26 protein-coding genes are annotated in these 24,659 nt (G+C 41.5%); 19 read left to right on the forward strand and 7 right to left on the reverse strand.

Features of this window, described 5'->3' with window-relative positions; translation table 11 throughout:
• The first annotated feature begins 171 nt into the window (after positions 1-171).
• From rpoD to GPA07_RS08255, 4 genes are all read left to right on the forward strand, one after another.
• Entirely contained in the window at positions 172-1,293 is a 1,122-nt protein-coding gene (gene rpoD / locus GPA07_RS08240) for an RNA polymerase sigma factor RpoD (protein ID WP_008342392.1), read from the forward strand.
• A 303-nt stretch (positions 1,294-1,596) separates the two neighbouring features.
• Complete coding sequence (gene cccA, locus GPA07_RS08245) at positions 1,597-1,956, forward strand: cytochrome c550 (protein ID WP_008356279.1); 360 nt, start codon at positions 1,597-1,599, stop codon at positions 1,954-1,956.
• A gap of 120 nt (positions 1,957-2,076) precedes the next feature.
• Positions 2,077-2,793, forward strand: a complete 717-nt coding sequence (locus tag GPA07_RS08250) for a tRNA (adenine(22)-N(1))-methyltransferase (protein ID WP_008356281.1) — start codon at positions 2,077-2,079, stop codon at positions 2,791-2,793.
• Positions 2,786-3,907, forward strand: a complete 1,122-nt coding sequence (locus GPA07_RS08255; protein WP_157292326.1) for a Nif3-like dinuclear metal center hexameric protein — start codon at positions 2,786-2,788, stop codon at positions 3,905-3,907. Before GPA07_RS08250 ends, GPA07_RS08255 begins: the two co-directional genes overlap by 8 nt.
• 37 nt (positions 3,908-3,944) lie before the next feature.
• Here the strand turns inward: GPA07_RS08255 and GPA07_RS08260 are convergent, their stop codons facing one another.
• Positions 3,945-4,889: a 4-hydroxy-3-methylbut-2-enyl diphosphate reductase gene (locus tag GPA07_RS08260; protein WP_071168917.1), complete on the reverse strand. Its 945-nt coding sequence runs from the start codon at positions 4,887-4,889 to the stop codon at positions 3,945-3,947.
• A gap of 157 nt (positions 4,890-5,046) precedes the next feature.
• Entirely contained in the window at positions 5,047-5,763 is a 717-nt protein-coding gene (gene vrrA / locus GPA07_RS08265; protein WP_157292327.1) for a VrrA/YqfQ family protein, read from the reverse strand.
• A gap of 155 nt (positions 5,764-5,918) precedes the next feature.
• Here vrrA and GPA07_RS08270 point away from each other — a divergent pair, with 155 nt between their 5' ends.
• Together GPA07_RS08270 and GPA07_RS08275 are read left to right on the forward strand one after the other, a co-directional pair.
• Entirely contained in the window at positions 5,919-7,238 is a 1,320-nt protein-coding gene (locus GPA07_RS08270; RefSeq protein WP_008356288.1) for a DEAD/DEAH box helicase, read from the forward strand.
• A 9-nt stretch (positions 7,239-7,247) separates the two neighbouring features.
• Entirely contained in the window at positions 7,248-8,141 is an 894-nt protein-coding gene (locus GPA07_RS08275) for a deoxyribonuclease IV (protein WP_008356291.1), read from the forward strand.
• A 48-nt stretch (positions 8,142-8,189) separates the two neighbouring features.
• Here the strand turns inward: GPA07_RS08275 and GPA07_RS08280 are convergent, their stop codons facing one another.
• Positions 8,190-8,444, reverse strand: coding sequence for a DUF2624 domain-containing protein (locus GPA07_RS08280; protein WP_071168919.1), 255 nt, complete (start codon positions 8,442-8,444; stop codon positions 8,190-8,192).
• Between the two features lie 140 nt (positions 8,445-8,584).
• On the opposite strand from GPA07_RS08280, the gene GPA07_RS08285 reads away from it, so the two are divergent.
• The 5 genes from GPA07_RS08285 to GPA07_RS08305 all read left to right on the forward strand — a co-directional run bounded on the left by GPA07_RS08285 (position 8,585) and on the right by GPA07_RS08305 (position 12,899).
• The gene (locus GPA07_RS08285; RefSeq protein ID WP_008342375.1) at positions 8,585-9,466 is read left to right on the forward strand and encodes a YitT family protein; all 882 of its coding nucleotides are present in this window, start codon (positions 8,585-8,587) and stop codon (positions 9,464-9,466) included.
• Between the two features lie 136 nt (positions 9,467-9,602).
• Positions 9,603-10,379, forward strand: coding sequence for a metal ABC transporter ATP-binding protein (locus GPA07_RS08290; RefSeq protein WP_008356294.1), 777 nt, complete (start codon positions 9,603-9,605; stop codon positions 10,377-10,379).
• Positions 10,379-11,239 (forward strand): metal ABC transporter permease, encoded by an 861-nt coding sequence (locus tag GPA07_RS08295; RefSeq protein ID WP_008356296.1) that lies wholly within the window; start codon positions 10,379-10,381, stop codon positions 11,237-11,239. The genes GPA07_RS08290 and GPA07_RS08295 overlap by 1 nt, the downstream gene beginning before the upstream one ends.
• A complete protein-coding gene (locus tag GPA07_RS08300) occupies positions 11,217-11,645 on the forward strand; it encodes a zinc uptake transcriptional repressor Zur (protein ID WP_012010595.1) in 429 nt (142 codons plus the stop codon). The genes GPA07_RS08295 and GPA07_RS08300 overlap by 23 nt, the downstream gene beginning before the upstream one ends.
• A 336-nt stretch (positions 11,646-11,981) precedes the next feature.
• Entirely contained in the window at positions 11,982-12,899 is a 918-nt protein-coding gene (locus tag GPA07_RS08305) for an ROK family protein (protein ID WP_157292329.1), read from the forward strand.
• Positions 12,900-12,927: 28 nt separating this feature from the next.
• On the opposite strand, the gene GPA07_RS08310 is transcribed toward GPA07_RS08305, so the two are convergent.
• Complete coding sequence (locus GPA07_RS08310) at positions 12,928-13,506, reverse strand: 5' nucleotidase, NT5C type (RefSeq protein WP_008360031.1); 579 nt, start codon at positions 13,504-13,506, stop codon at positions 12,928-12,930.
• A 139-nt stretch (positions 13,507-13,645) separates the two neighbouring features.
• Between GPA07_RS08310 and GPA07_RS08315 the strand changes: the two genes are divergently transcribed.
• Positions 13,646-14,008: a cell division protein CrgA gene (locus GPA07_RS08315; RefSeq protein WP_157292330.1), complete on the forward strand. Its 363-nt coding sequence runs from the start codon at positions 13,646-13,648 to the stop codon at positions 14,006-14,008.
• A gap of 44 nt (positions 14,009-14,052) precedes the next feature.
• Here GPA07_RS08315 and ispG read toward each other — a convergent pair whose 3' ends face one another.
• From ispG to GPA07_RS08330, 3 genes are all read right to left on the reverse strand, one after another.
• Positions 14,053-15,168, reverse strand: coding sequence for a flavodoxin-dependent (E)-4-hydroxy-3-methylbut-2-enyl-diphosphate synthase (gene ispG / locus GPA07_RS08320; RefSeq protein WP_008360034.1), 1,116 nt, complete (start codon positions 15,166-15,168; stop codon positions 14,053-14,055).
• A gap of 106 nt (positions 15,169-15,274) precedes the next feature.
• Positions 15,275-15,577: a LysM peptidoglycan-binding domain-containing protein gene (locus tag GPA07_RS08325; protein ID WP_157292332.1), complete on the reverse strand. Its 303-nt coding sequence runs from the start codon at positions 15,575-15,577 to the stop codon at positions 15,275-15,277.
• Positions 15,578-15,790: 213 nt separating this feature from the next.
• Complete coding sequence (locus GPA07_RS08330; protein WP_232532125.1) at positions 15,791-16,552, reverse strand: DUF1189 domain-containing protein; 762 nt, start codon at positions 16,550-16,552, stop codon at positions 15,791-15,793.
• Between the two features lie 134 nt (positions 16,553-16,686).
• Between GPA07_RS08330 and GPA07_RS08335 the strand changes: the two genes are divergently transcribed.
• The 7 genes from GPA07_RS08335 (at position 16,687) to pstA (ending at position 24,653) form a co-directional block, all read left to right on the forward strand.
• Positions 16,687-17,172 carry a DUF456 domain-containing protein gene (locus tag GPA07_RS08335; RefSeq protein ID WP_008360040.1) on the forward strand — a complete coding sequence of 162 codons (486 nt, stop codon included), beginning with the start codon at positions 16,687-16,689 and terminating at the stop codon, positions 17,170-17,172.
• Positions 17,173-17,355: 183 nt separating this feature from the next.
• A complete protein-coding gene (sodA, locus tag GPA07_RS08340) occupies positions 17,356-17,964 on the forward strand; it encodes a superoxide dismutase SodA (protein WP_007501264.1) in 609 nt (202 codons plus the stop codon).
• Between the two features lie 123 nt (positions 17,965-18,087).
• Positions 18,088-19,374 (forward strand): MFS transporter, encoded by a 1,287-nt coding sequence (locus GPA07_RS08345; protein WP_008360042.1) that lies wholly within the window; start codon positions 18,088-18,090, stop codon positions 19,372-19,374.
• A 121-nt stretch (positions 19,375-19,495) separates the two neighbouring features.
• On the forward strand, positions 19,496-21,631 hold the full coding sequence (locus GPA07_RS08350; RefSeq protein ID WP_157292333.1) for a peptidoglycan D,D-transpeptidase FtsI family protein: 2,136 nt from the start codon (positions 19,496-19,498) through the stop codon (positions 21,629-21,631).
• 214 nt (positions 21,632-21,845) lie between these two features.
• On the forward strand, positions 21,846-22,763 hold the full coding sequence (locus GPA07_RS08355; protein ID WP_157292335.1) for a phosphate ABC transporter substrate-binding protein: 918 nt from the start codon (positions 21,846-21,848) through the stop codon (positions 22,761-22,763).
• Positions 22,764-22,842: 79 nt separating this feature from the next.
• Complete coding sequence (gene pstC, locus GPA07_RS08360) at positions 22,843-23,769, forward strand: phosphate ABC transporter permease subunit PstC (RefSeq protein ID WP_157292337.1); 927 nt, start codon at positions 22,843-22,845, stop codon at positions 23,767-23,769.
• Positions 23,769-24,653, forward strand: coding sequence for a phosphate ABC transporter permease PstA (gene pstA / locus GPA07_RS08365; protein ID WP_071168925.1), 885 nt, complete (start codon positions 23,769-23,771; stop codon positions 24,651-24,653). The genes pstC and pstA overlap by 1 nt, the downstream gene beginning before the upstream one ends.
• Positions 24,654-24,659: the final 6 nt, after the last annotated feature.

The raw sequence follows: 24,659 nt of genomic DNA on the forward strand, positions 1-24,659 counted from the left end.
TGGCAATGAATCCTTTATGGGAGGAGCATAAGACCGCAAGCATCTTGCCTTCATCATTATTTATTTTATTCCTATTTGCTCATTCTGTTTGATAGAGAGAGAAAAGCAGAGCGGAAGCAAATCGCAAGTTACTTTAGAATTCGTTGCAAGCTTTGGAAGGAGGGATCCATAATGGCTGATAAACAAGCCCACGAAACCGAAACTGAATTAACCTTTGAACAGGTGAGAGATAAGCTCACTGAAACGGGTAAAAAACGGGGCGTTTTAACATACGAAGAAATTGCAGAGCGTATGTCTAGCTTTGAAATTGAATCAGACCAAATGGATGAATACTATGAATACTTAGGCGAACAGGGTGTCGAGCTCATCAGTGAAAACGAAGAGACGGAAGACCCAAATGTTCAGCAGCTGGCTAAAGCAGAAGAAGAATTTGACCTGAACGATTTAAGCGTACCACCAGGTGTCAAAATTAATGATCCTGTTCGTATGTACTTAAAAGAGATCGGTCGCGTCAATTTGTTATCTGCTAAAGAAGAGATTACGTATGCTCAAAAGATCGAAGAAGGCGATGAGGAATCAAAAAGAAGATTAGCGGAAGCGAACCTTCGTCTCGTTGTCAGCATTGCAAAACGCTACGTTGGTCGTGGTATGTTGTTCCTTGACTTGATTCAAGAAGGAAACATGGGTCTCATGAAGGCAGTTGAGAAGTTTGATTACCGCAAAGGATACAAATTCTCAACATATGCGACTTGGTGGATTAGACAGGCGATCACACGTGCTATTGCCGATCAGGCGAGAACGATTCGGATTCCAGTTCATATGGTGGAAACCATTAATAAATTGATCCGTGTTCAAAGACAGCTTCTGCAAGATCTAGGCAGAGAACCAACGCCAGAAGAAATTGCTGAAGACATGGATTTAACACCAGAGAAAGTAAGAGAAATTCTTAAAATTGCGCAAGAGCCTGTATCTTTAGAAACACCTATTGGTGAAGAAGATGACTCGCATCTTGGTGATTTTATTGAAGACCAAGAGGCGACTTCTCCATCTGACCATGCTGCATATGAGCTCTTAAAAGAGCAGCTGGAAGATGTATTAGATACGCTAACGGACCGTGAAGAAAATGTGCTGAGACTACGTTTCGGATTAGATGACGGAAGAACACGCACGTTAGAAGAGGTTGGAAAGGTGTTTGGCGTAACAAGAGAGCGTATTCGACAAATTGAAGCGAAAGCTCTTCGTAAATTAAGACACCCTAGCAGAAGTAAACGATTAAAAGACTTCTTAGAATAGAAACCGGACGGATCTTGAAAGAGATCCGTTCTTTCTTCATCAAAATGAAAACGCTTTTTTCAATCTGATTATATTTTACTGAATAACAAATGAATTTGCAACGTTCTTAGAGAAAAGATGTATTAAAAATACATCAAAATGTGCTGAAGGCTTCATTTCTCATCTTGATTTATTTTTGTCTAATCTGTGAACTTGGCCAAAGTTTTATATCATAATTCGTTTACTTTTTGTAAAATTAAAGTAGAATTAGAATTGTTTGCATAGTCTCAAAAGGGGTTTTTCACAAAGGGGAGGATGAAAGAAATGAAACGGAATCCACTTATACCATTCTTATTGATTGCCATTTTAGGAATTGGACTCACTTTTTTCTTATCAATGAAGGGGCTGAAAGATGAAGAAAAAATTGCCTCAGGGGGTAAAGAGCAACAGCAAGAAGAGACAGCAAATGCGACGCCGGAAGAATTGTATAAGCAGAACTGTATTAGCTGTCACGGGGAAAACTATGAAGGCGGCGCCGGTCCTGCATTAACAGGTGTTGGCGACAAGCTTGAAGTGGCAGACATTAAGAAGAAAATTCAAGAAGGCGGAAACGGAATGCCAGGCGGACTAATTCCGAATGAAAAGCTGGATGAAATGGCGGAATGGGTATCCAAAATTAAATAATAAAGCGCAAAAAGCTCTTTTTCATAAGAAGAGCTTTTTTCATTTGAAAACAACTTTTAAAAAGTCCATAATTTATATAAGATAGACAAGTATGAACATTAAAGAAAAGTAGTGATATGTATGAATGAAATGAATTTGTCAAAACGATTAAAAAGAGTCGCAGACTTTTTACCAAAAGAGGCTGTCTTTGCTGATATCGGCTCAGATCATGCTTATTTGCCATGCTATGCGATCTTGCATCATAAAGCCGTGAAAGCCATTGCTGGTGAGATTACAGATGGACCGCTTCAATCTGCGAAGCAGCAAGTACATAGACTTGAATTAGATGGACAGATTTCGGTCAGAAAAGGAAATGGCCTTGAAGTGATTGAAAAGGGCGAGGTGAATGCTGTAACGATTGCAGGGATGGGCGGGGCACTCATTGCAAGCATTCTAAACGAGGGCAAGCATAAGCTCACAGGGGAGGAGCGGCTCATTCTACAGCCTAATATCCACGCTCACCATATTCGTTTATGGCTCTATCAAGAGGAGTATGAACTGATGGATGAAGTGATCTTAGAAGAGGATGGCAAAATATACGAAATCATCATTGCAGAAAAAGGCGACAAAGATAAAGCCTATGAAGGCATGTCCATTGAAACAGGTATGCTAGTTGGTCCATTTCTTGCCAAAAAGCAAAATGACGTCTTCTGTCGCAAGTGGAGGCAAGAGCTTCAGCACATGGAGAATATAGAAAAGCAAATTCAAAAGGCCGCGCCAACGGAAGAGAACAAAGAGCGCCTGAAAGAGCTGAATGCGAAAATAAAGATATTAAAGGAGGTTTTGACTGTTGGCTAAAACAGTGAACGGACATGAAATCATCCAATTATTTGAGCAATTTTCACCAAAGGAATATGCGATGGAAGGGGATAAAATTGGGCTTCAGATTGGGACGTTGAATAAAAAAGTGACCAATGTCATGATCACCTTGGATGTATTAGAAAATGTGGTAGATGAGGCGATTGAACGGAATGTGGATCTCATCATTGCCCACCATCCGCCGATTTTCCGTCCATTAAAGCATGTGGTGACAGATCAGCCGGCTGGACGGATCATTGAAAAATGCATCAAACATGATATTGCGGTGTATGTGGCACATACAAATTTAGACGTGGCTGATGGAGGGGTCAATGACTTGCTTGCTGAAGCTTTAGAGCTTGGGGACACACGAGTGCTCGTTCCAACATATGAAGACCCAATCAAGCAGCTAGCCTTGTATGTCCCAGTGGAATTTGAAGAGGCCGTCAGAACGGCTTTAGGAAATGCGGGAGCTGGCCATATTGGCAACTACAGTCATTGCGCTTTTTCAAATGAAGGGACAGGCAGTTTTCTGCCATCAGAAGAAGCTGCGCCATTTATTGGTGAGACGGGTAAACTGGAATTTGTGAAAGAAGTACGAATCGAAACCATTTTCCCTGCAAGTATTGAGAAACAAGTGATTCGTGAAATGATCAAAGCGCATCCTTATGAAGAAGTGGCTTACAGTGTACACACGACGGATCTTCCTCCTATTCAAAAAGGTCTTGGCCGCATTGGAGAATTAAGAGAACCGATGACACTTAGAGACTTCACACAATTTGTGAAAACGAAGCTAGATGTGAATGGAGCTCGTTTTGTAGGAGATCAAGAAGCCGTCGTAAAAAAAGTAGCTGTGCTTGGAGGAGACGGAAATAAATACATCCATCAAGCGAAAAGAATGGGTGCTGATGTGTATGTGACAGGAGATCTTTATTTCCATGTCGCTCACGATGCTATGATGCTTGGGCTAAATGTAGTGGACCCAGGTCATTACGCAGAAAAGATCATGAAAGAGGGCGTGAAGGCAAAGCTGCAATCTCTATGTGCAGATCAAAAGTATGATGTGCAGCTCTTTGTGTCTGAATCGAACACGAACCCATTTCAATTTGTATAAACAAAAAACGTCAGAGCATAGCAGCTCTGACGTTTTCTTATTTTTTCGTTTTCACGCGAGGTAATATTTTAGAAAGAGGAACAGCATGTTCGATCTTCCAAGTCGATTCATCATCCGGTTCATAGTTTTCTAAAAAGCGGATGACTTCTTTTGTAATAGGTGTCGGTGTGGAAGCACCAGCCGTAACGGCAACGGTTTTTACGCCTTTTAGCCATTCAAGCTTTAGTTCACTTAGGTCACCAATACGGTAAGCCTGCGTTCCTGCAATCTCCATTGACACTTGAGCCAGACGATTTGAGTTGTTACTTTTCGGGTCGCCTACCACAATGGTGAGATCGGCTTGACCGGCTTGCTGTGAAACAGCTTCCTGACGTACCTGTGTTGCAAGGCAAATTTCTTGATGGTACTCGACATGAGGATATTTTTCCTTAATCAGCTCCATCAAATCATGGACGTCCCACTGAGACATTGTTGTCTGATTGGTGATAAGCAGTTTATCTGACGTTAAATCGAGCGCTTCGATGTCGGCTTCTGTTTCAACAAGGTGGACTCGGTCAGGGGCGACACCGACAGCTCCTTCAGGCTCGGGGTGACCCTTTTTCCCGATATAAATAATGTCATAACCATCAGCTGTTTTTTCTGAAATAAGTTCGTGTGTTTTCGTAACATCTGGACAGGTCGCATCAATGGTAACAAGGCCTTTTTCTTCTGCGATTTGACGAACCTCAGGGGATACGCCATGAGCGGTGAAAATGACTGTTCCGCTTTCAACCTGCTTTAAAATGTCCAGACGGTTTGGTCCGTCTAATGTGTAGATCCCATCTTGTTCGAAGGCATCTGTGACATGTTTGTTGTGCACAATCATACCTAATATATAAATTGGGCGTGGCAAGTTTTTATCAAGTGCGGCATTTTTAGCAATGACCATTGCATCTACAACGCCATAGCAATAGCCACGCGGCGATATTTTAATTACATTCATCTATTCGTCCTCCTGTAGGGAAGTGCTGCTAGAGAAGAACAATATAAAAAGCCGTAAAAAACGGCTTTTGATCATTCTCTTTCTTCCATTATAGCCAAAGTAAGCGCATATATCAAAGATTGTTATACACGTTCAACACTTCACCTTTAAAAGACCGCTAGACATATAGTTTTGGTACTGAACTGCCCACTCTTTTTTTCGGTTTGATGACAGGAGCAGGTGAGTGTGAAGCTGTCTTTTTGACAAGAATGTCCTCTGGATCTTCTTCTTCTTCTTTTATATCATCTATTTCATTGACCTCTGCTGTTTCTTTATGCTGCACGTCTAGTTCTTCTCCAATTTCTTTTGGTTCTGCATTTGAATCATTGTCATTCGTCTCATCATCATCCGCGCTGCCGAGCTGGCTGTAGAGCTTAATCATGGCAGGCAGATTTCTAACTAAAGGGCCGTATTGCTGAATCATTGGCGTGAACTGCTGCGCCATACCGAGTACTTTTTGTACATTTCCTAACATACTTGAGAGGGTCGCAGGATTTGTGAAGCTCTGGATTCCTTGTAATCCCGCACCACCTCCAGAGATCCCTGCACCTCCAGCTCCAGGCAGAAATTTTGCGAGCATGCCCTTAATTCCCGCTCCGCCGCCAAGTGCGCGGCTTTCGCCTCCTGGAATCCCGCCCATCCCGCGCAAACCGCCGCCCTGTACAGACGGAGAGCGAGGCATCATTTGTTGAAATTGATTTCCCTGCCCTTGAAAAGGCTGTTCGATAGGAGCCTGCTGTCTCCTTTGAAATATCCCGGGCTGTCCGCCATTTCCAAGGTGCCGGCGTGAGGGACGATGCGGCTGAAAATCGCCCATAGGCCTTTGCCCTAACATACTTGTACCTCCCTTACTGCATTCTCTTTCTCTTCATAGGTTATGCAAGGAAGCATCAATTGGTTTCCTGTAAGAAAAGCGGACATGGTTTTTTTGCTGAAAATCAGCTATAATGAGGAGATGAGCAAAAAGGCATTGCCTTAAGGAGTGAAAACATGAAAGAAACGAAATTTACGACATATGAATTAAAGCCTTTTATTATAGATGCTATTCATGAACTGGGCTTTTATGAGCCGACTGATATTCAAAAAAGAATCATCCCTGCTGTTTTAAAAGGAGAAAGCGTGATTGGGCAGTCACAAACAGGAACGGGAAAAACCCATGCATACTTATTGCCCCTGATTCATTCAATTGATCCAAGCAAAGAGCAAGTGCAGGTGGTCATTACTGCACCTACACGAGAATTAGCGAATCAAATTTTTAAAGAAGCCCAAACCATCTTAAAAAATACATCTCCAGAAGAAGAAATCAAGGCAAAGCTTTACATTGGTGGAACGGACAAGCAGAAATCTATTCAAAAGCTAAAGAACCAGCCGCATTTAGTGGTCGGCACTCCTGGTCGGATTGCTGATCTTATTCATGAGCAAGCGCTGAATGTGTACAAAGCGACATCTCTTGTCATTGATGAAGCAGACCTCATGCTGGATATGGGCTTTTTAGAAGATGTAGACCGTATTGGTGCGCAAATGCCAGAACAGCTGCAAATGCTTGTGTTCTCAGCAACTATTCCAGAAAAGCTAAAGCCTTTCCTCAAAAAATATATGGATAATCCGAAATATGCTCACGTTGAACCGAGACGGATTACGGCTGAAAACATTCAGCATATTTTAGTCCCATCTAAACAGCGTGACAAATTAAAGCTGCTCCATGAAATGGTGACGAATGTACAGCCTTATTTAGGGATTATCTTTGCCAATACGAAAGCAACTGTTGATGAAATCGCCTCATTCCTACAGGAAAAAGGAATGAAAATTGGCGTGCTTCATGGCGGATTAACACCGCGTGAACGTAAAAAAGTGATGAAACAAATTGAAGATTTGGAGTTCACTTATATTGTAGCATCTGATCTTGCTGCCCGCGGAATTGATATTAAGGGTGTCAGCCACGTGATCAACTATGAGCTTCCATCTGATCTTGATTTTTATGTTCACCGTGTGGGAAGAACGGCTCGCGCTGGTTCATCTGGCATTGCGATGACCATCTATGATCTCGCTGATGAGGATGCACTCGTTCAAATTGAAAAAATGGGTGTTGTCTTTGAAAACAAAACAATTGTTCATGGCGAATGGCGAGATGCAGATGATCGTTTGAAGCGTCAAAGACGTAAAAAAGCACCAAATGAAATTGAAGAAAAAGCAAAGCGTCTTGTCAGAAAACCGAAAGCCGTCAAACCTGGATATAAAAAGAAAATGACACGTGAGATGGATAAGATCAAAAGACAAGAGCGTAGAAAGTCAAAGCGTAACGGAAAGTAGGGGGAAACATTGTTGAAGATTGGATCACACGTATCCATGAGTGGAAAACATATGCTTCTTGCAGCGAGTGAGGAAGCTGCCTCTTATGGTTCAAATACTTTTATGATTTATACGGGTGCACCGCAAAATACACGCCGTAAAAAAATTGAAGATCTCAATATTGAAGCTGGACAAGCTCATATGAAGGAGCATGGCATGACAGATATCGTCGTTCATGCCCCTTATATCATCAATATCGGCAATACCGTTAATCCCGCTACATTCGAGCTTGGAGTGGATTTCCTCCGTTCAGAAATTGAGCGTACGGAAGCACTTGGTTCGAAACAAATTGTTCTTCATCCGGGTGCACATGTGGGTGCAGGTGCAGAAGCTGGCATTCAAAAAATCATTGAAGGCTTAAATGAAGTCATTGTGAAAGGGCAGGAGGTTCAAATTGCACTTGAAACAATGGCAGGTAAAGGCTCAGAGTGCGGAAGAAGCTTTGAAGAGCTTGCCCAAATTATCGACGGTGTGACACATAACGAAGCACTTTCTGTCTGCTTTGATACGTGTCACACGCATGATGCGGGTTATTCCATTGTGAGTGACTTTGATGGTGTGCTAGAAGAATTTGATCGAATTGTCGGGATTGACCGAATCAAAGTTCTTCATATCAATGATAGTAAAAATGTACAAGGCGCAAGAAAAGACCGACATGAAAATATCGGTTTTGGCGAAATTGGTTTTGATGCCCTGAGCTATATTGTTCATCATCCACAGCTTCAAGATGTGCCGAAGATTCTAGAAACGCCTTATGTAGGTGAAGATAAAAAGAACAAAAAACCACCTTACAAATTCGAAATTGCGATGCTGAAAGAAAAGCAATTTGATGAAGGTCTACTAGATAAAATTACGGGTCAATAAAAAAGAATGCAACGTGATGAGGTGCCGCTAAATGCGGCCCTTTTTTGTCTAACTTGTAAACTGGTTAAACAGATCATTGACGGTCTGTGCTGTCTGTTTAGAAGTAATCGCTTCCACTTGCTTAAGCAGCCGGCTGCGCTCTGCATCATTAAAAATATTGACGTTTTTCCCATTCATCAGTTTGGCAACCTCAGCGGCCTGACTGGATGTTAAGCTGACTCCGTACTGTTTTGCATACCTTAACAAATCATTTGCCGTGATCTGATTGAGCCGCTGCAGTACAATTTTCTGAATTAAAATCAATTCCATTCCTCCCCTCTGTAACAATGTATGGGCGAAAACGGAAAATGTGCAAAAAATTTTATTTTACTCTGTGAAATGATAAAATAGTAAAGTGAATAACATGTTCATTGAAAATTTAACAAGTGTAGAAGGGAGAACGTATGGCAAATAGTAAACAACATAGAAAGGAATCAGTGCCTCATTTTATTTTGAGAATTTTTCTGATTCTAGTAGGAGCTGCGTGTGCAGCAGTCAGTATTGAATTATTTTTAGTGCCAAACAATATTATTGATGGAGGCATCATCGGCATCTCGCTTATTTTGGATTACCTCTTTACAGATAACCCATTCATTAACTTTGCGACGATTGTTGTCATTTTGAATATTCCATTTATGATATCAGGATACAAACATATTGGGAAAACCTTTTTGATTTCCACTGTGATTGGAATTGTCAGCTTGGCCGTGATTGAATCTTCACTTCATCATGTAGAGGCATTTACAACACAGCCGATTTTAGCCACTGTATTTGGGGGGCTGTTACTTGGATTTGGTGTTGGACTTGTGATACGTAATGGGGGCTCAATGGACGGAACAGAGATCCTTGGAATTCTTTTAACGAAAAAAATTCCTTTTTCCGTCGGTGAGTTTGTCATGATCGTCAATGTGTTCATTTTTATTTGGGCGGGCTTTGTCTTCGGACCAGAGCAAGCTATGTATTCTGTCATGACATATTATTTGGCAATGAAAACAATTGATGCTGTTATTCAAGGGCTTGATGAAACAAAAGCTGTCATTATCGTATCGGATTATTATGATGAAATTTCAGATGCAATCCTTCATCGTCTTGGCAGGGGAACAACCAAGCTTAGAGGAAAAGGCGGCTATACAGATGAAGAAAAAGATGTCATCTACGCCGTTGTGACGAGACTTGAAATTACAAAGTTGAAATCTATCGTATTTGAAATAGATGGTCAAGCATTTATTACGATTATGGATACGCATGAAACAAAAGGCGGTAAATTCAAAACAGCCATTCATTAGCTTTTATTTTACTTTTTTATCTTTCTTTTATATAATGAAATGTATGTATGGACAAAGAAAATGGCTTTTGCCATTTTCTTTTTGTTGTATAAATCGTAATCATTCTTTTTATATTGGATTAAAGGTGGAAAGATTCATGGCAAAGCCAATTATTGAAATGAAGGACATCTCGTATTCTTATGGTCAGCGAAATGTCATAGATCACATTCATTTAACAGTAGAGGAAGGAAACTTTCTAGCACTTGTTGGACCGAATGGATCTGGTAAAACAACCTTATTAAAATGCCTGCTTGGGCTGATCAAACCACAGCAAGGTGAATTGAAGCTGTTTGGCACGCCTGCTCAAAAATTTAGAGACTGGGATCAAATTGGATTTGTTTCTCAAAAAGCGAATAGCTTTAATACAGGGTTTCCTGCTTCTGTATACGAGGTCGTTGCAAGTGGTTTAACGGCGAAGATTGGTTTATTTAAACGAATGAGTAAGCAGGATAAACTTCAAGTGGAAGAGGCCATTCGCTCAGTTGGTATACAAGATTTAAAGCATCAAAACATTGGGGAGCTTTCAGGCGGTCAGCAGCAGCGTGCATTTATTGCCCGTGCGCTCGTCAGTCAGCCGAAGCTGCTCATATTAGATGAACCGACAGTTGGAGTAGACCAAAAAACAGTAGAGGGCTTTTATCAGCTATTGGAAACATTGAATAAAGAAAAAGGCATGTCTTTAATTCTCGTCACACATGACGTGGGAACCGTTTCTGACAAAGTTACCCATGTGGCTTGTTTAAATCAGACACTTCATTTTCATGGAGATGCGAAAACGTTTGATTCAATGGATGATCAAGCGCTATCTCAATTTTACGGACATGACATTCAAGTGATTCATCACGATCATCACCATCATGGGGGACATGAATAATGCTATTTCCATTTTTTCATTACGAATTTTTACAAAATGCATTTATTGCAGGGATGCTGATTGGTTTTATTGCGCCCTTACTTGGTGTATTTATTGTTGTCAGGAGGCTCTCGCTTATTGCCGATGCCCTTAGTCACGTGTCACTTGCGGGGATTGCAGCGAGTTTATTTCTTGATAAAAAGTTTGGACTGCTGACAGGGGTGAGCCCGCTTTACTTAGGGATGGCGTTTTCTGTTGCCGGCTCATTGTTTATTGAACGTCTGCGCTCTGTGTATAAGCATTATCAGGAGCTGGCCATTCCAATTATCCTATCGGGTGGTATCGGAATTTCCGTCATTTTTATTTCACTTGCTAATGGCTTTAATACCGACCTGTTCAGTTATTTGTTCGGAAGCGTTAGTGCGGTTTCGAGACTGGATCTTTGGATCATTGTTGGGATCTCACTTGTTGTGGTGCTAGTGGTTGTGCTTTTATATAAAGAATTGTTTTTGCTTTCTTTTGATGAAGAACACGCAAAGGCTTCTGGTATTTCAGCAAAATGGATTCATTTCATTTTTATTTTAGTTGTCGCACTCGTCATTGCGGCATCGATGCGTATTGTAGGTACACTCCTTGTGTCTGCCCTCATGACGCTGCCTGTTGCGGCAAGTATTCGGATTGCTAAAGGGTTTAAACAGGCGATTTTTCTTTCGATCTTGTTTGGTGAATTGTCTGTCATGACCGGATTGATCTTAAGCTATTATCTTGATTTAGCGCCGGGCGGAACCATTGTGATGCTGTCCATTTTGATTTTAATCGGGTGTATCAGTATTGGAAAATTCAGAAGGGGGAATCATCTTGAACGTACAAGAAGCGCTTGATTTATTAAAGGAAAAAGGCTACAAATATACAAGCAAACGTGAGGATATGCTTCAATTGTTTTCTGATTCTGACAAATACTTGACCGCTAAAAATGTGTTAACGGCATTAAGTGAAGATTACCCAGGTCTTAGCTTTGATACCATTTATCGAAACCTGTCTTTATATGAAGATCTTGGGATATTAGAGACAACCGAATTATCAGGTGAGAAATTGTTCCGTTTTAAATGTTCGTTCTCTCATCACCATCATCACTTTATTTGCCTTGCATGCGGTAAAACAAAGGAAATTGATGCCTGTCCAATGGACAAGCTTGACGCTGATCTAGAGGATTATCACATCAGCGGACATAAATTTGAAATATACGGAACGTGCCCTTCTTGTGAACCGAAGGAAGTTCACTCGTAGGAAAGCCAGCCAATGCGCTGGCTTTAGCGTGTAGACAAACCCTCGCATTCTTTGTCAGTCCTGCGTGCCGGTGCTCACGAATCTTAAATTCGCTCCGCGCCGGTACTCGTCCTTCCTAGACTGCAAAGGTTTTCATGTCACGCTGAAAAGAAGACAAAGGACTAAAATAAAGATCATTTTAGCCCTTTGTCAACCATCTGAAGCCAGCCAATGCGCTGGCTTTTTGTTTTGTCGTTTTGAAAACGTTTTACAACGAGTGGCTGTTTCATTAAAATGAGATCAAAGGTCATAGTTCAAGCAAACTTGAGTCTTTTGGAATAGAGGGAGGGGTCAAACGTGGGGTATTATGCTGTGTTCGATGTAGGCGGCACAAAAACAAAACATGGATTAATGAATCAGAAAGGGGAGCTGATGACGAGCGGTGACTATGAAACGAACTGCCGGCAACTTGAACCATTTTTAGAGGCAATGGAGGACGTGGTTCAGGAGTATCAAGCGTCTTGGGATGTAGAAGGGATCGCCATTAGTCTTCCAGGTTTTGTAGACAGTCAAACCGGCTATACGGAATTTGCAGGAGCGATTATTGCCTTGCATGGACAAAATGTGAAAACGCTCTTGGAAGAAAGGACTTCTCTTCGTGTGGAAGTAGAAAATGATGCGAACTGTGCAGCCCTGGCTGAAAAATATAGCGGTCATGCAAAAGAGTGTGACAGCTTTATTTGTATGACGCTCGGCACTGGTGTTGGCGGCGGTATTTTTGCTGGCGGCCAGCTCGTTCGCGGAGCCTCATTTCGCGGCGGTGAATTTGGCATGATGCTGACAGAAACAGAAAACGGTCAGTTTACGACACTCAACAGCAGCGCTTCAACGGCTGGTTTAATACGAAGCTATAAGGACCTGCAAGGAATTCCGCAAAGTCAACAAATAGTCGGTCAAGAGATTTTTGAAAAAGCCAAACATGATCCGGCCATTGAGAAGCTGGTAGATCAGTGGTACAAACGAATCGCCATCGGCATTTACAATGTTGCAACTGTCCTCAATCCAGAGAAAATTCTCATTGGCGGCGGCGTGAGTGCAAGGGAGGACTTGATTCCAAATATTCAGAAGCACTTACATACACTGCATGCCTGGAAAAACATTCAGGTGAAGCTTGGCACATGCCATCACCTCAATCAGGCGGGCATGATCGGGGCACTCCATCATTTCTTAATGAAAGAAGAGCATTTCAACCCATCAAACAAGCCGATACATTAAACGTACCGGCTTGTTTCTATTCCATACATTAGTATGCAGTTTGCAGACGTTGTTCGTATTGTTTGATCCATTGAGACGCTTCTTGCCAGCTGCTCACACGAATGATTCTGTCATCAGTTGGCATTTGATTATAGGGTGAGTTAAAAAGAATGACTGGAATGTCAGCCTCTTTCGCAATCATTGTCGCGTTACCATGATGATCCTCGAAAAACACATCAATCTTGTGTTTTTGAACAGCTTCCAGCTTATGATGACCGCCAACAAGCTCAATGTCATCATAGTGCACGTGATTTTCTTGAAACCATGTATAAGTCACATCTTTGTGATGCTGCCTTCTGGCTGTGATATAAATTAATTTATGATGATGTTTCATTTGATCGAGGATTTCCTTTGCACCCTCGGCAGGCTTCGCCTGTTTATAGATAAGAGGCTCATACTGATCCATCCAGCCCCAAAATTCTTCATTTGAAATCTTCAAAAGCTTCGTCAAATCATATTCCGTCATATCATCTAGTGTGATGGCGCATTGGAACGACTCATTTAAGTAAGGAACAAAGGTGTCCTGCGCCGTCACTGTGCCATCAATATCAATTCCTAAACGTAACATGCCCACACTCCTCATATTTATACTCTTAAAGTGTAACATAATCAATTCACAATTCCAGCAAGTTTTAGCAAACATGAAACAGACATTTTTGCTCATACTAAAAAAGCTCCTTTCTATTAACCAAAAGGGGGAATTGATCATGGAAAGAGACAAGGATTTCAGAAGAAATGATCGTGAAATCGACACACACTTTAGTAATGATGATGGCTATTTAGAGGAAACAGCTGCTGAAATTGCAGAGCCATATCAAGCATCAAGAGATCGAGAAGACAGACGCAAACGTGACCATGCAGGTGACGATTCAGGCAGTAAGGGGATAGGCTATACAGCACTCGCGATTGCGATTATCTCACTATTTGTCTTGCCGGTGCTATTAGGAGTAGCGGCAATCGTTGTTGGTTATATGGCAAGAAGAAAAGGAGCACATGCGCTTGGCGCGTGGTCAATCGGGATCGGAATTGTTTCCGTTATCCTTGGGATATTTATTACCCCGTTCTTTTAACAGGAAACAGAAAAACGCCTGACAGTGACGTCAGGCGTTTTTTGTTATGCGTTCGCATGTTTTGCTTTTTCAGCTTCCATTTTCGCATAATGTTCTTCAGCAATTTTATCTATTTCTTTTTTCAGTTCTTCGACCATTGTTTCTTCTGGCACTTTCCGAACAATTTCACCTTTGCGGAATAAGAGGCCTTCACCTCTAGCGCCAGCGATGCCGATATCAGCCTCACGCGCTTCACCCGGACCGTTTACAGCACAGCCGAGAACAGCTACTTTGATCGGTGCTTTGATTTTAGAAATATATTCTTCGACTTCATTTGCAATGCTAATGAGGTCAATTTCAATTCGTCCACAAGTTGGACAAGAGATCAGTGTGGCTGCATTTGCTGCAAGACCAAATGATTTTAATAATTCACGTGCTACTTTGACCTCTTCGACTGGGTCAGCACTTAATGAAATGCGGAGTGTGTTCCCAATACCCATATTCAAGATAGCGCCAAGACCCGCTGCACTTTTGACTGTACCTGCAAATAAAGTGCCTGACTCTGTAATCCCAAGGTGAAGCGGATAGTCAAACGCTTTTGCTGCTTTTTCGTACGCTTCAATGGCAAGGTTTACATCAGACGCTTTCATACTGACGATGATGTCATGAAAGTCTAGGTCTTCTAAAATTTTAATGTGATGCAGTGCACTTTCTACCATACCATCTGCTGTTGGGTAGCCGTATTTATCAAGAATTTTTTTCTCTAATGAACCTGCATTTACCCCAATGCGAATCGGAATGCCTTTTTCTTTTGCTGCTTTGACAACGGCTTCGACTTTTTCTCGTCTTCCGATGTTTCCAGGGTTGATTCGGATTTTGTCTGCACCTGCTTCAATGGCTTTCAGTGCAAGCTTGTAGTCAAAATGAATATCGACAACAAGCGGAATGTTGATTTGTTTTTTAATATCTGCAATCGCATTTGCTGCACGCTCATCTGGGCATGCGACACGCACGATTTGACAGCCGGCTTCTTCTAGACGCTTAATTTCAGCTACTGTCGCTTCGACATCATGTGTTTTGGTTGTAGCCATACTTTGAATGACGACTTCATTGTTTCCACCTATAGTTAAAGGTCCCACTTTGACGGGACGCGTTTTTGTACGATGTGTGACTTCACTCACTTGTCAATCGCTCCTTAGTGTACATGCAATTCATTTGCAGTGTACGACGTGTTTTACATTTCATATTGTAACAGTCTCTTTATATGAATGACAAGGAATTAACGTTTTATCTCTTATAGACGGGAAACTTGTATGTGCTGCCCGCCCGAATTTCATTCGCTTTGACGCCTTTATTCAGTGCTTCAAAATCTTCAATGACTTCATCGAGTGGCTTACTCGTTTGTACGATTGATACGACGGTTTGACCCTGCTTGACAGTGACTGTCTTATACGCTTTTTTTTCAGATGCTTGAAAGGCGCTGGCGGGAACAGCAGGATTTTCCCGAACAGGAATGGTTCCATTTTTCAAATCAAAAAAGATGATAAAGAGGACAAACAAACTGATTAGTAAAAAAATCATTCGCCGCATTTCGCTCACCGCTTTTAAGAGTTTACTTCAGTGTATGCATGTCCAGAAATGATAGAACCAAAAGAGTGCAAAAGCGACAAAGGGGGGTGCTAGTGAGTTCTAGTCAGCCTTTCATAAAAATCACTTGGATCAGTGGAATGCAGCTTATAGACTTTGTTTACAAACTGAAAGCTCCCCGGCTTGGAGAGCTTTCAGTTGCTTTTGACAAGTGATTTATTTTTTCGCAGGTATTTCTTTTAAGACAAGGTATAAGAAGATAGAGTTAATCACCCAATTTAACAAAAATGAGTTGGCAACAGGGGTATTCAACGCACTCATAATGGCGAAAAAGACGGTTGTTAATGTGAGTGAGTAGGCAGAGAGCTTCCAAAGCATTTGAAAGGACAGCTCTTTTTGCTGCATCCGTTTCATAAATGTACCAAGCATCGCTAGAAATGTTGCGCTGATGAACATGAGTGCGGCCGTTGATAGATACAGCAGTACACAAATGACAGGGATAATGATCGCTTGGTTCTGGTTTGTGACGCGGGCGAGTTCATCTTTTGTGAGTGTTCCGCCAAGAAGCTGGTATGGGATATCTGTCATTTGTCCATCAATGGCAATCACTGCTTTTTCTTTTAATAAGGCAATGGCTGTTTGTTTTGATTCAAGCTCACTTGATGTTATTTTTTCAGCTGGGTCAAAGATAATCGTGATGCCGTTCTCTTCTTTTTCTATCGGAGCGCTTTGATCCGCTTGTAGTGTTCCTTTTTCAATTGAAAAGTCAGGTAACTCTTTTTTGATCACATGCTGAAATCCTGACATCGCATTCGAAATCTCTTGGCTGATATGATAGCCCTGAGGAACAGCTGCGATGATGGAAAGGATAAAGAGAAATAAGATGGCCTTTCCAATCCCAGTAAAACGTGCTCTGGCAATATCTTTTGGTGAATAAATTCCTTTTAACAATAGACTAAATACGTTCAACCGTTTCACTTCCTACATTCTTTTCTATTTCTCATATTGTATCAATGTCTATCCATTCAGTACAAGTACGGCCTTCATGGCTGGTTAAGATAAAAGGAATGAGGCATAATGTATACAGCATATTAAAAGGAGGCGGCCGCAGTTTGGACGTGCTGTATTGGATTCTGATTGGCTGTGCATTTATTATTGCGTTTGTGGGACTTGTCTATCCAATTATCCCTAGTGTGGTTTTCATGGTTCTTGGGTTTCTTCTATATGGGTTCTTGTTTAGCTTTGAGCAGCTGACGCTCACCTTTTGGCTCATTCAAGCCATGTTTACAGCTGTCTTATTTGCAGCGGATTATGTTTCAAACCTGATTGGGGTCAGGCGCTTTGGCGGAAGCAGGGCGGCCATTTGGGGAAGCACCATTGGGTTATTAGTCGGTCCTTTTGTCATTCCGATTGCAGGAATTATCATTGGACCATTTATCGGCAGTGTCATCGCAGAGCTGCTTGTTCATCAAAAAGATGTGAAGACAAGTGTGAAAGTTGGGCTGGGCTCATTAATTGGTTTTGTGTCAGGCGTATTTGCCAAAGGATTGATTCAAGCACTCATGCTGGGAATCTTTTTGTTTTATGTGCTTCGTTAAATGAAAAATAGGTGTTTAAACCTCTTTCTGATGGGTTAAATACAAAATAAACACTGAAATGTTTCAGATCGTGAGCAATAACGTTGAAACAAGCCGTTTCTTTTGATACTCTTTGATTAGGGTGAATTGCTTGCTTATTAAGGAAGCATTTCAGTACATACATTTCTAAGGAGGAATTTAACCATGGCTTTTAAACTTCCAGAATTACCATATGCTTACGATGCATTAGAACCACATATCGACAAGGAAACAATGACGATTCACCACACAAAACACCATAACACATATGTAACAAACTTAAACAAAGCAATCGAAGGTGTATCAGCTCTTGAAGATCAATCAATTGAAGAGCTAGTGGCTAACTTAAACTCTGTGCCTGAAAACATTCGTACAGCTGTACGTAACAACGGCGGAGGACATGCGAACCACTCATTATTCTGGACGCTTCTTTCACCAAACGGTGGCGGTGCACCAACTGGTGAACTTGCAGATGCAATCGAAAAAGAATTAGGCGGATTTGAAAAATTCAAATCTGATTTCGCTGCAGCAGCTGCAGGACGCTTTGGTTCTGGTTGGGCATGGCTTGTTGTAAACAACGGAAAACTTGAAATCACAAGCACACCAAACCAAGATTCTCCTTTAACTGAAGGAAAAACACCAATTCTAGGACTAGACGTTTGGGAGCATGCTTACTACCTAAACTACCAAAACCGTCGTCCTGATTACATTTCAGCATTCTGGAATGTTGTGAACTGGGATGAAGTCGCTCGCCTTTACAGCGAAGCTAAATAAATGATTTTTTTCAAAAAGACCTGCTTCTCTCCGGGAGCGGGTCTTTTTATATTTTCCCTCCTTTTTTTACATATCTGCCTTTTGATGAGACAGACTATTGTGTAGAAAAGGAGAATGAAATATATGAGCAGATTAAAGAAAATGTTCGGGGACATGGATGTCACAAGAGATTTATTGCTCCTCCTCACGATTGGTGGATTATACGCACTTGCCATTGCGCTTTCGAATACGTTTGTGAATGTGTATTTATGGAAACAGTCTGGACGATTTACGGATCTTGCGATTTATAATTTGGCGATTGTTGTGCTTCAGCCCATTACCTTTTTATTTGCTGGACGTCTTGCTAAAAAGATAGATCGGGCGTTTGTTCTTCGTTTCGGTGTCATCTTCTTAGCCGCTTTTTATTTAATTGTCTTAATGGCAGGAGAACAAGCGGCCGCACGGCTTGTTTTATTAGGGAGTGTACTTGGAATCGGCTATGGGTTTTACTGGCTTGCTTTTAACGTACTCACCTTTGAGATTACCGAACCTGAAACAAGAGATTTTTTCAATGGATTTCTAGGGGTGCTCACTTCTACAGCTGGCATGATCGGACCACTGATTGCAGGGATTGTCATTTCTCAATTAACGGATGATACGGGTTATACTGTGATTTTCACCTTATCGCTTTTTTTGTTTTCACTAGCGGTTGTGATGAGCTTTTTCCTTAAGAGAAGGCAGTCAAAAGGGAAATTTATGATCAAGCAAATTTGGAAAGAGCGGCATGCAGACGAGAATTGGCGTAAGATCACAACGGCTCACTTTTTTCAGGGGCTGCGTGAAGGCGTATTTGTCTTTTTAATCAGTGTCTTTGTGTTTATTGCGACAAACAGTGAGCTTGCTTTAGGAACATTTGGTTTAGTCAATTCAGGTGTTGCCTTTTTTGCTTATTTTTTCGCTACACGTTTGATGAAGAAAAAATGGCGCAAAAAAGCGATTATGCTTGGCGGACTTATTTTATACGGGGCTTTATTTTTAATCGTCTTTCATTTGTCCTATGTATCACTACTTATGTATGCGGTAGCCATTGCGATCGGGTATCCGCTTCTGCTTGTTCCGTATGTCTCTTTAACATACGATGTCATCGGACATGCCAGATATGCAAGGAAAGCCCGAATTGAATATATTGTCGTCAGAGAACTTTTTTTAAATGCTGGACGTATTTGCTCCATTGTGTTGTTTCTTTTATCTGTCACTTTACTCGGTGATGAGCTCGGCATTCCTGCTTCACTTGTTGTGCTAGGGGCGGGACACACCCTCATTTATTATTTTGTCAAAGATATTCATTTAAAAGGAAAAACAGCGGATATAAAAGAAGCTGACGGTCAAAAGGCAGTATCTCAAACGAACCTTATGAAGGGAGAAAGGTAAAATTCCTTACCACTGGAACATCAAATTTCTAGATAAATGATAGAAAAACCGCTAAAATGATGATGGCACCTTTTATACACAAAAGGGGTGCCATTTCTTTCTTGATAGAAAAGGTGATGTGATGAGAAACAAGAAAAACAAAAAAGACGCGAAGGAAGGGCGCAAAACACTTCCAATCCGGCTAAATCTATTATTTTTAGCTGCGTTTATTATTTTTACCGGTGTTGTGGTCAGGCTCGGTTTTGTGCAGATTGTCAATGGAGAAGATTATAAAAAGCAAGCAGAAAAACAGGAAGATGTGAATGTCAGTTCATCTGCTCCGCGCGGAAAAATTTATGATCGAAACTATAATACGATCGTCAGCAATAAAGCGCTAAATGCCATTACATATACGAGAACCTCGACGACTTCACAAGAAGAGCGGCTCAAAGTGGCAACAAAATTAGCGGACATGATTCATGTGAGCACGAAGAAAATCACAGATCGTGACAAAAAAGATTTTTGGATCTTAACCCATCCAAATGAAGCGAAAAAGCTTGTTCAAAAGGAATCCGAATTAAAGGGTGACGATAAGGTCTCTGATGATAAACTGTATGAGCTTCAGCTGAAACGCATCACAGACAAGGAATTAAAGCAACTGACGAAAAAAGATTTACAAGTGCTTGCGATTAAAAGGCAGATGGATGCAGGTTATGCGCTCACGCCTCAATTCATTAAAAATGAAAATGTCAAGGCAAGCGAAATTGCTTACGTCTCTGAGCATTTGGACGAGCTGCCAGGCGTTGATGTCACAACAGACTGGTCGCGCAGCTATCCTTATAAAGGACTGCTTCGCAGTATGCTCGGAAGTGTGTCTTCAAGTGATGAAGGTCTACCGCAGTCACTTCTTGAACATTACCTATCCCTTGGTTACAGCCGAAATGACCGTGTAGGGAAAAGCTATCTTGAATATCAATATGAAGATGTGCTGCAGGGCCAAAAAGAAAAAGAACAGAATACAACCGATAAAGATGGCAATATCACAAGTTCTAAAGTCTTAACAGAAGGTAAAAGCGGAAAAGACCTTGTGCTGACGATTGATATTCAGCTGCAAAAAGCGGTTGAAAAAATCATTGAAAAGAACTTGAAAAGTGCGAAGCAAAGAAGCGGAACAGAGCTTCTTGATCGTGCGTTTGTTGTGATGATGGACCCGAGAAATGGAGAGGTTCTCTCGATTGCGGGTAAACAGATTACAAACAAAAACGGAAAATATAAATTCGATGACTACGCACTAGGAACGATGACATCATCGTATGCGATGGGATCAGCTGTCAAAGGGGCAACTGTACTAACAGGTTATAAAACAGGCGTTCTTCACATTGGCAGCACTCAGTATGATGAACCGCTCTATATCGCTCAGTCACCGCCAAAGAAATCCTATCAAAATATGGGACTCATTAATGATTTAACGGCCCTAGAACGTTCGTCAAACGTGTATATGTTTAAAACAGCGATTGCGATTGGGAAAGGGAAATACAGTAAGAATCAGCCGCTCCCAATTGATACGAAAGCATTTGATACATTCCGTTACAATTTCAGTAAATTTGGTCTTGGGGTGAAAACGGGGATCGACTTACCAAATGAAGCAACGGGCTATAGAGGAACGTCTACACAATCTGGTCTTTTACTTGACTATGCGATTGGACAGTATGATACGTTTACACCGCTGCAAATGGCGCAATACGTGTCAACCATTGCAAATGGCGGGTATCGTTTACGTCCGCAGCTTGTAAAAGAAGTGAGAGAGCCAGATCCGCAGCGCGGCATTGGAGCTGTGACAGAATCCGTTAAACCGGATGTATTGAATAAGCTCGATATGACAAGTGCTGAGATCAAGCGTGTACAGCAAGGCTTCAAGCTTGTGATGCAGAACCCAAGAGGGACAGCGTATTCGAACTTTGGCAATAAAAAATACAATCCAGCTGGCAAAACGGGTACTGCGCAATCCTTCTATGATGGCCCAATTAAAAGCAAACGCGGCACAGCGACGTATAACACAACACTTGTTGCGTATGCGCCTGCTGATAATCCAAAAGTGGCCATTTCAGTCGTTGTACCGTGGGTGTATCAAGACTACAATCAGCGCTATCCAATTACAAATGATATCGGTGAACAAGTATTGGACAAGTACTTTGAACTGAAATCGAAACAGGAAAGCAATGATACCCAAACGAAGAATAAAAATAAAATTGAAAACGAAGCAGAAACAAATAACTAGATCTTTCCTAGGTAAAAACGCTCACTTTTTGTGGGCGTTTTTTTATATTTTCTTCAAACTTTTCGATATAAATTGACAAAAATCATAAAAAACTCCGCAATACCTCTACAAATCTTCGACATTTACAAAACCTTTACATTGCATTTAAACGAAATTAATAAAGAACCTTTAATGTATTACTCGTAGGACAAATTATTCAGGGGGTATTCTTGAAATGAAAAAGAACAGACTATGGCTGCTTACTTTCCTTACTATCGCATTGTTAGCATTCGTCACAGCATGCGGAAACAGCAGCTCAAGCGGAGATTCAAAGGACAGTAAAGGAAATGCTTCAAACAAAGATGAGGCATCTGGTTCCATTACCATCTCAGGATCATCTGCGATGCAGCCTTTAGTTCTTGCGGCAGCAGAAAAATTCATGGATAAACATCCAAAAGCCGATATTCAAGTACAAGCCGGCGGTTCAGGAACAGGACTTTCTCAAGTATCAGAAGGATCTGTACAAATTGGTAACTCAGATGTATTCGCAGAAGAGAAAGACGGAATCGACGCAAAAGCTTTAAAAGACCACAAAGTGGCAGTTGTTGGAATGGCAGCAGCTGTAAACCCTGAAGTCGGTGTCAAAGACATCACAAAGGAAGAATTGAAAAAAATCTTCACTGGTAAAATCAAAAACTGGAAAGAACTTGGCGGGAAAGACCAAAAAATCACACTTGTCAACAGACCTGATTCTTCAGGAACACGTGCAACATTTGTGAAATATGCACTTGACGGCGCGACACCTGCTGAAGGAATCACAGAGGATTCTTCAAACACAGTGAAAAAGCTGATTGCAGAAACACCTGGTGCGATTGGATACCTAGCATTCTCTTATTTAACAGATAACAAAATTACACCGCTTAGCATTGATGGTGTGAAACCAGAAGAAAGCAATGTAGAAAGCGGTAAATATACAATTTGGGCTTATGAGCACTCTTATACAAAAGGTGAGCCAGAAGGTCTAGCAAAACAATTTTTAGATTACTTGATGAGTGACGAAGTACAAAAAGAAATCGTTAAAGACCAAGGTTACATCTCAGTCTCTAATATGAAAGTAGAAAGAGACGCAACAGGTAAGCAAACAGATAAGTAAGAGGTCTTGAATTGCTGATGAAGGAAAAGTGGAGCTTTTCACTTTTCCTTTTATGACATTCATAGGAGTGTAGAAAAAGATGAAACAAATAGAACATACAGAAGCGAGCGATCGACTGATCAGCTCGAAAAAAAATAGGCAAATGGATGAAGTAAGAGGAAGTATTTTGGTGAGATTTTGTGCATTCTTTATGATTGCTGTATCAATCGCCATTACGATCTTCCTTGGCATTAAGGGTTTACAATCTTTCATCGTTAATGGTGTAAGCCCAATTGAGTTCTTAACCAGTATCAATTGGAACCCAACAGCAGAAAACCCGGAGTACGGTGCATTTCCATTTATCTTTGGGTCCATTGCTGTCACGCTCCTATCGGCACTCATTGCAGCGCCGCTAGGCATCGCAGGAGCGATCTTTATGACAGAAATTGCACCTGCCTGGGGCCGGAAAATTCTCCAGCCGGTGATTGAATTGCTTGTAGGGATTCCATCCGTTGTTTACGGATTCATAGGTCTTACAGTATTGGTGCCGTTTATTGGACATTTCAAGTCAAGCGGCTCAGGGCACAGTGTATTAGCAGGAACGATTGTCCTGTCTATTATGATTCTGCCAACCGTTACATCCATTGCTACTGACGCAATGGCTTCACTTCCAAAAAGTTTACGTGAGGGATCGTATGCATTAGGCGCAACAAGATGGCAAACGATCAGACGAGTTCTTGTACCGGCAGCACTTCCGACGTTAATGACAGCGGTCGTGCTTGGAATGGCAAGAGCATTTGGAGAAGCCCTTGCCGTTCAGATGGTCATTGGGAACACACGTAATCTACCAGAGAGTATTATGGACACAGCTGGTACATTAACAACCATTATTACGTTAAACATGGGACACACAACGTATGGAAGTGTTGAAAACAATACACTTTGGTCAATGGGACTGGTCCTTCTAGTTGTATCCTTTATGTTCATACTCATTATCAGATACTTGTCGTCTAGGAGGAAGATTTAATGAATAGCAAAATGACCGATCGTTTTGCCACATTTGTTTTTGGATTATGTGCCGCCATTATTACGGCGATCCTAGTTGGTTTGTTTTCTTATATCATTTTCAACGGTGCAAAAGAATTAAACTTTGATTTTTTGACAACTCGCTCAAGTGCGATTGGCTCTGGCGGCGGTATTAGGGATCAGCTGTTTAACTCGTTTTACATTTTGTTTATTACAATGCTGATTACAGTCCCGCTTGGCGTTGGCGGCGGAGTGTACATGGCAGAATATGCGTCTCAAAACAAAATCACAGATTTTATTCGTACATGTATTGAAGTGTTATCATCACTGCCTTCGATTGTCATTGGTATGTTTGGTTTACTCATGTTTGTTAATTTAACAGGATGGGGTTATACGATCATCGGAGGAGCCCTTGCGCTGACTGTCTTTAACTTACCAGTGATGGTCAGGGTGACAGAAGATGCGCTTCGATCTGTACCGAAGGATCAAAAGGAAGCTTCACTTGCGCTCGGTGTGACAAAGTGGCATACAGTGAAGACGGTGCTGATTCCAGGTGCGCTTCCATCCATTATTACCGGAGCGATTTTAGCATCAGGAAGAGTTTTTGGTGAGGCGGCTGCACTTCTTTTCACAGCAGGTCTCTCCACACCGCGTCTTGATTTTACGAATTGGAGTCCTTTTTCCGATACGTCACCACTGAATATTTTTAGACCGGCAGAAACATTAGCCGTTCATATATGGAATGTGAATACACAAGGGATCATTCCAGATGCAGAGGCGATTGCAAATGGTGCATCTGCCGTACTTGTGCTCTCTGTCCTAGTGTTCAACTTAGCAGCTAGATGGCTTGGTTCATTTATTCATAAGAAACTTACGTCTAAATAAAATGAG

It is taken from the genome of Bacillus sp. ms-22, from assembly GCF_009759805.1.
GTDB lineage: Bacteria > Bacillota > Bacilli > Bacillales > Bacillaceae > Bacillus > Bacillus xiamenensis.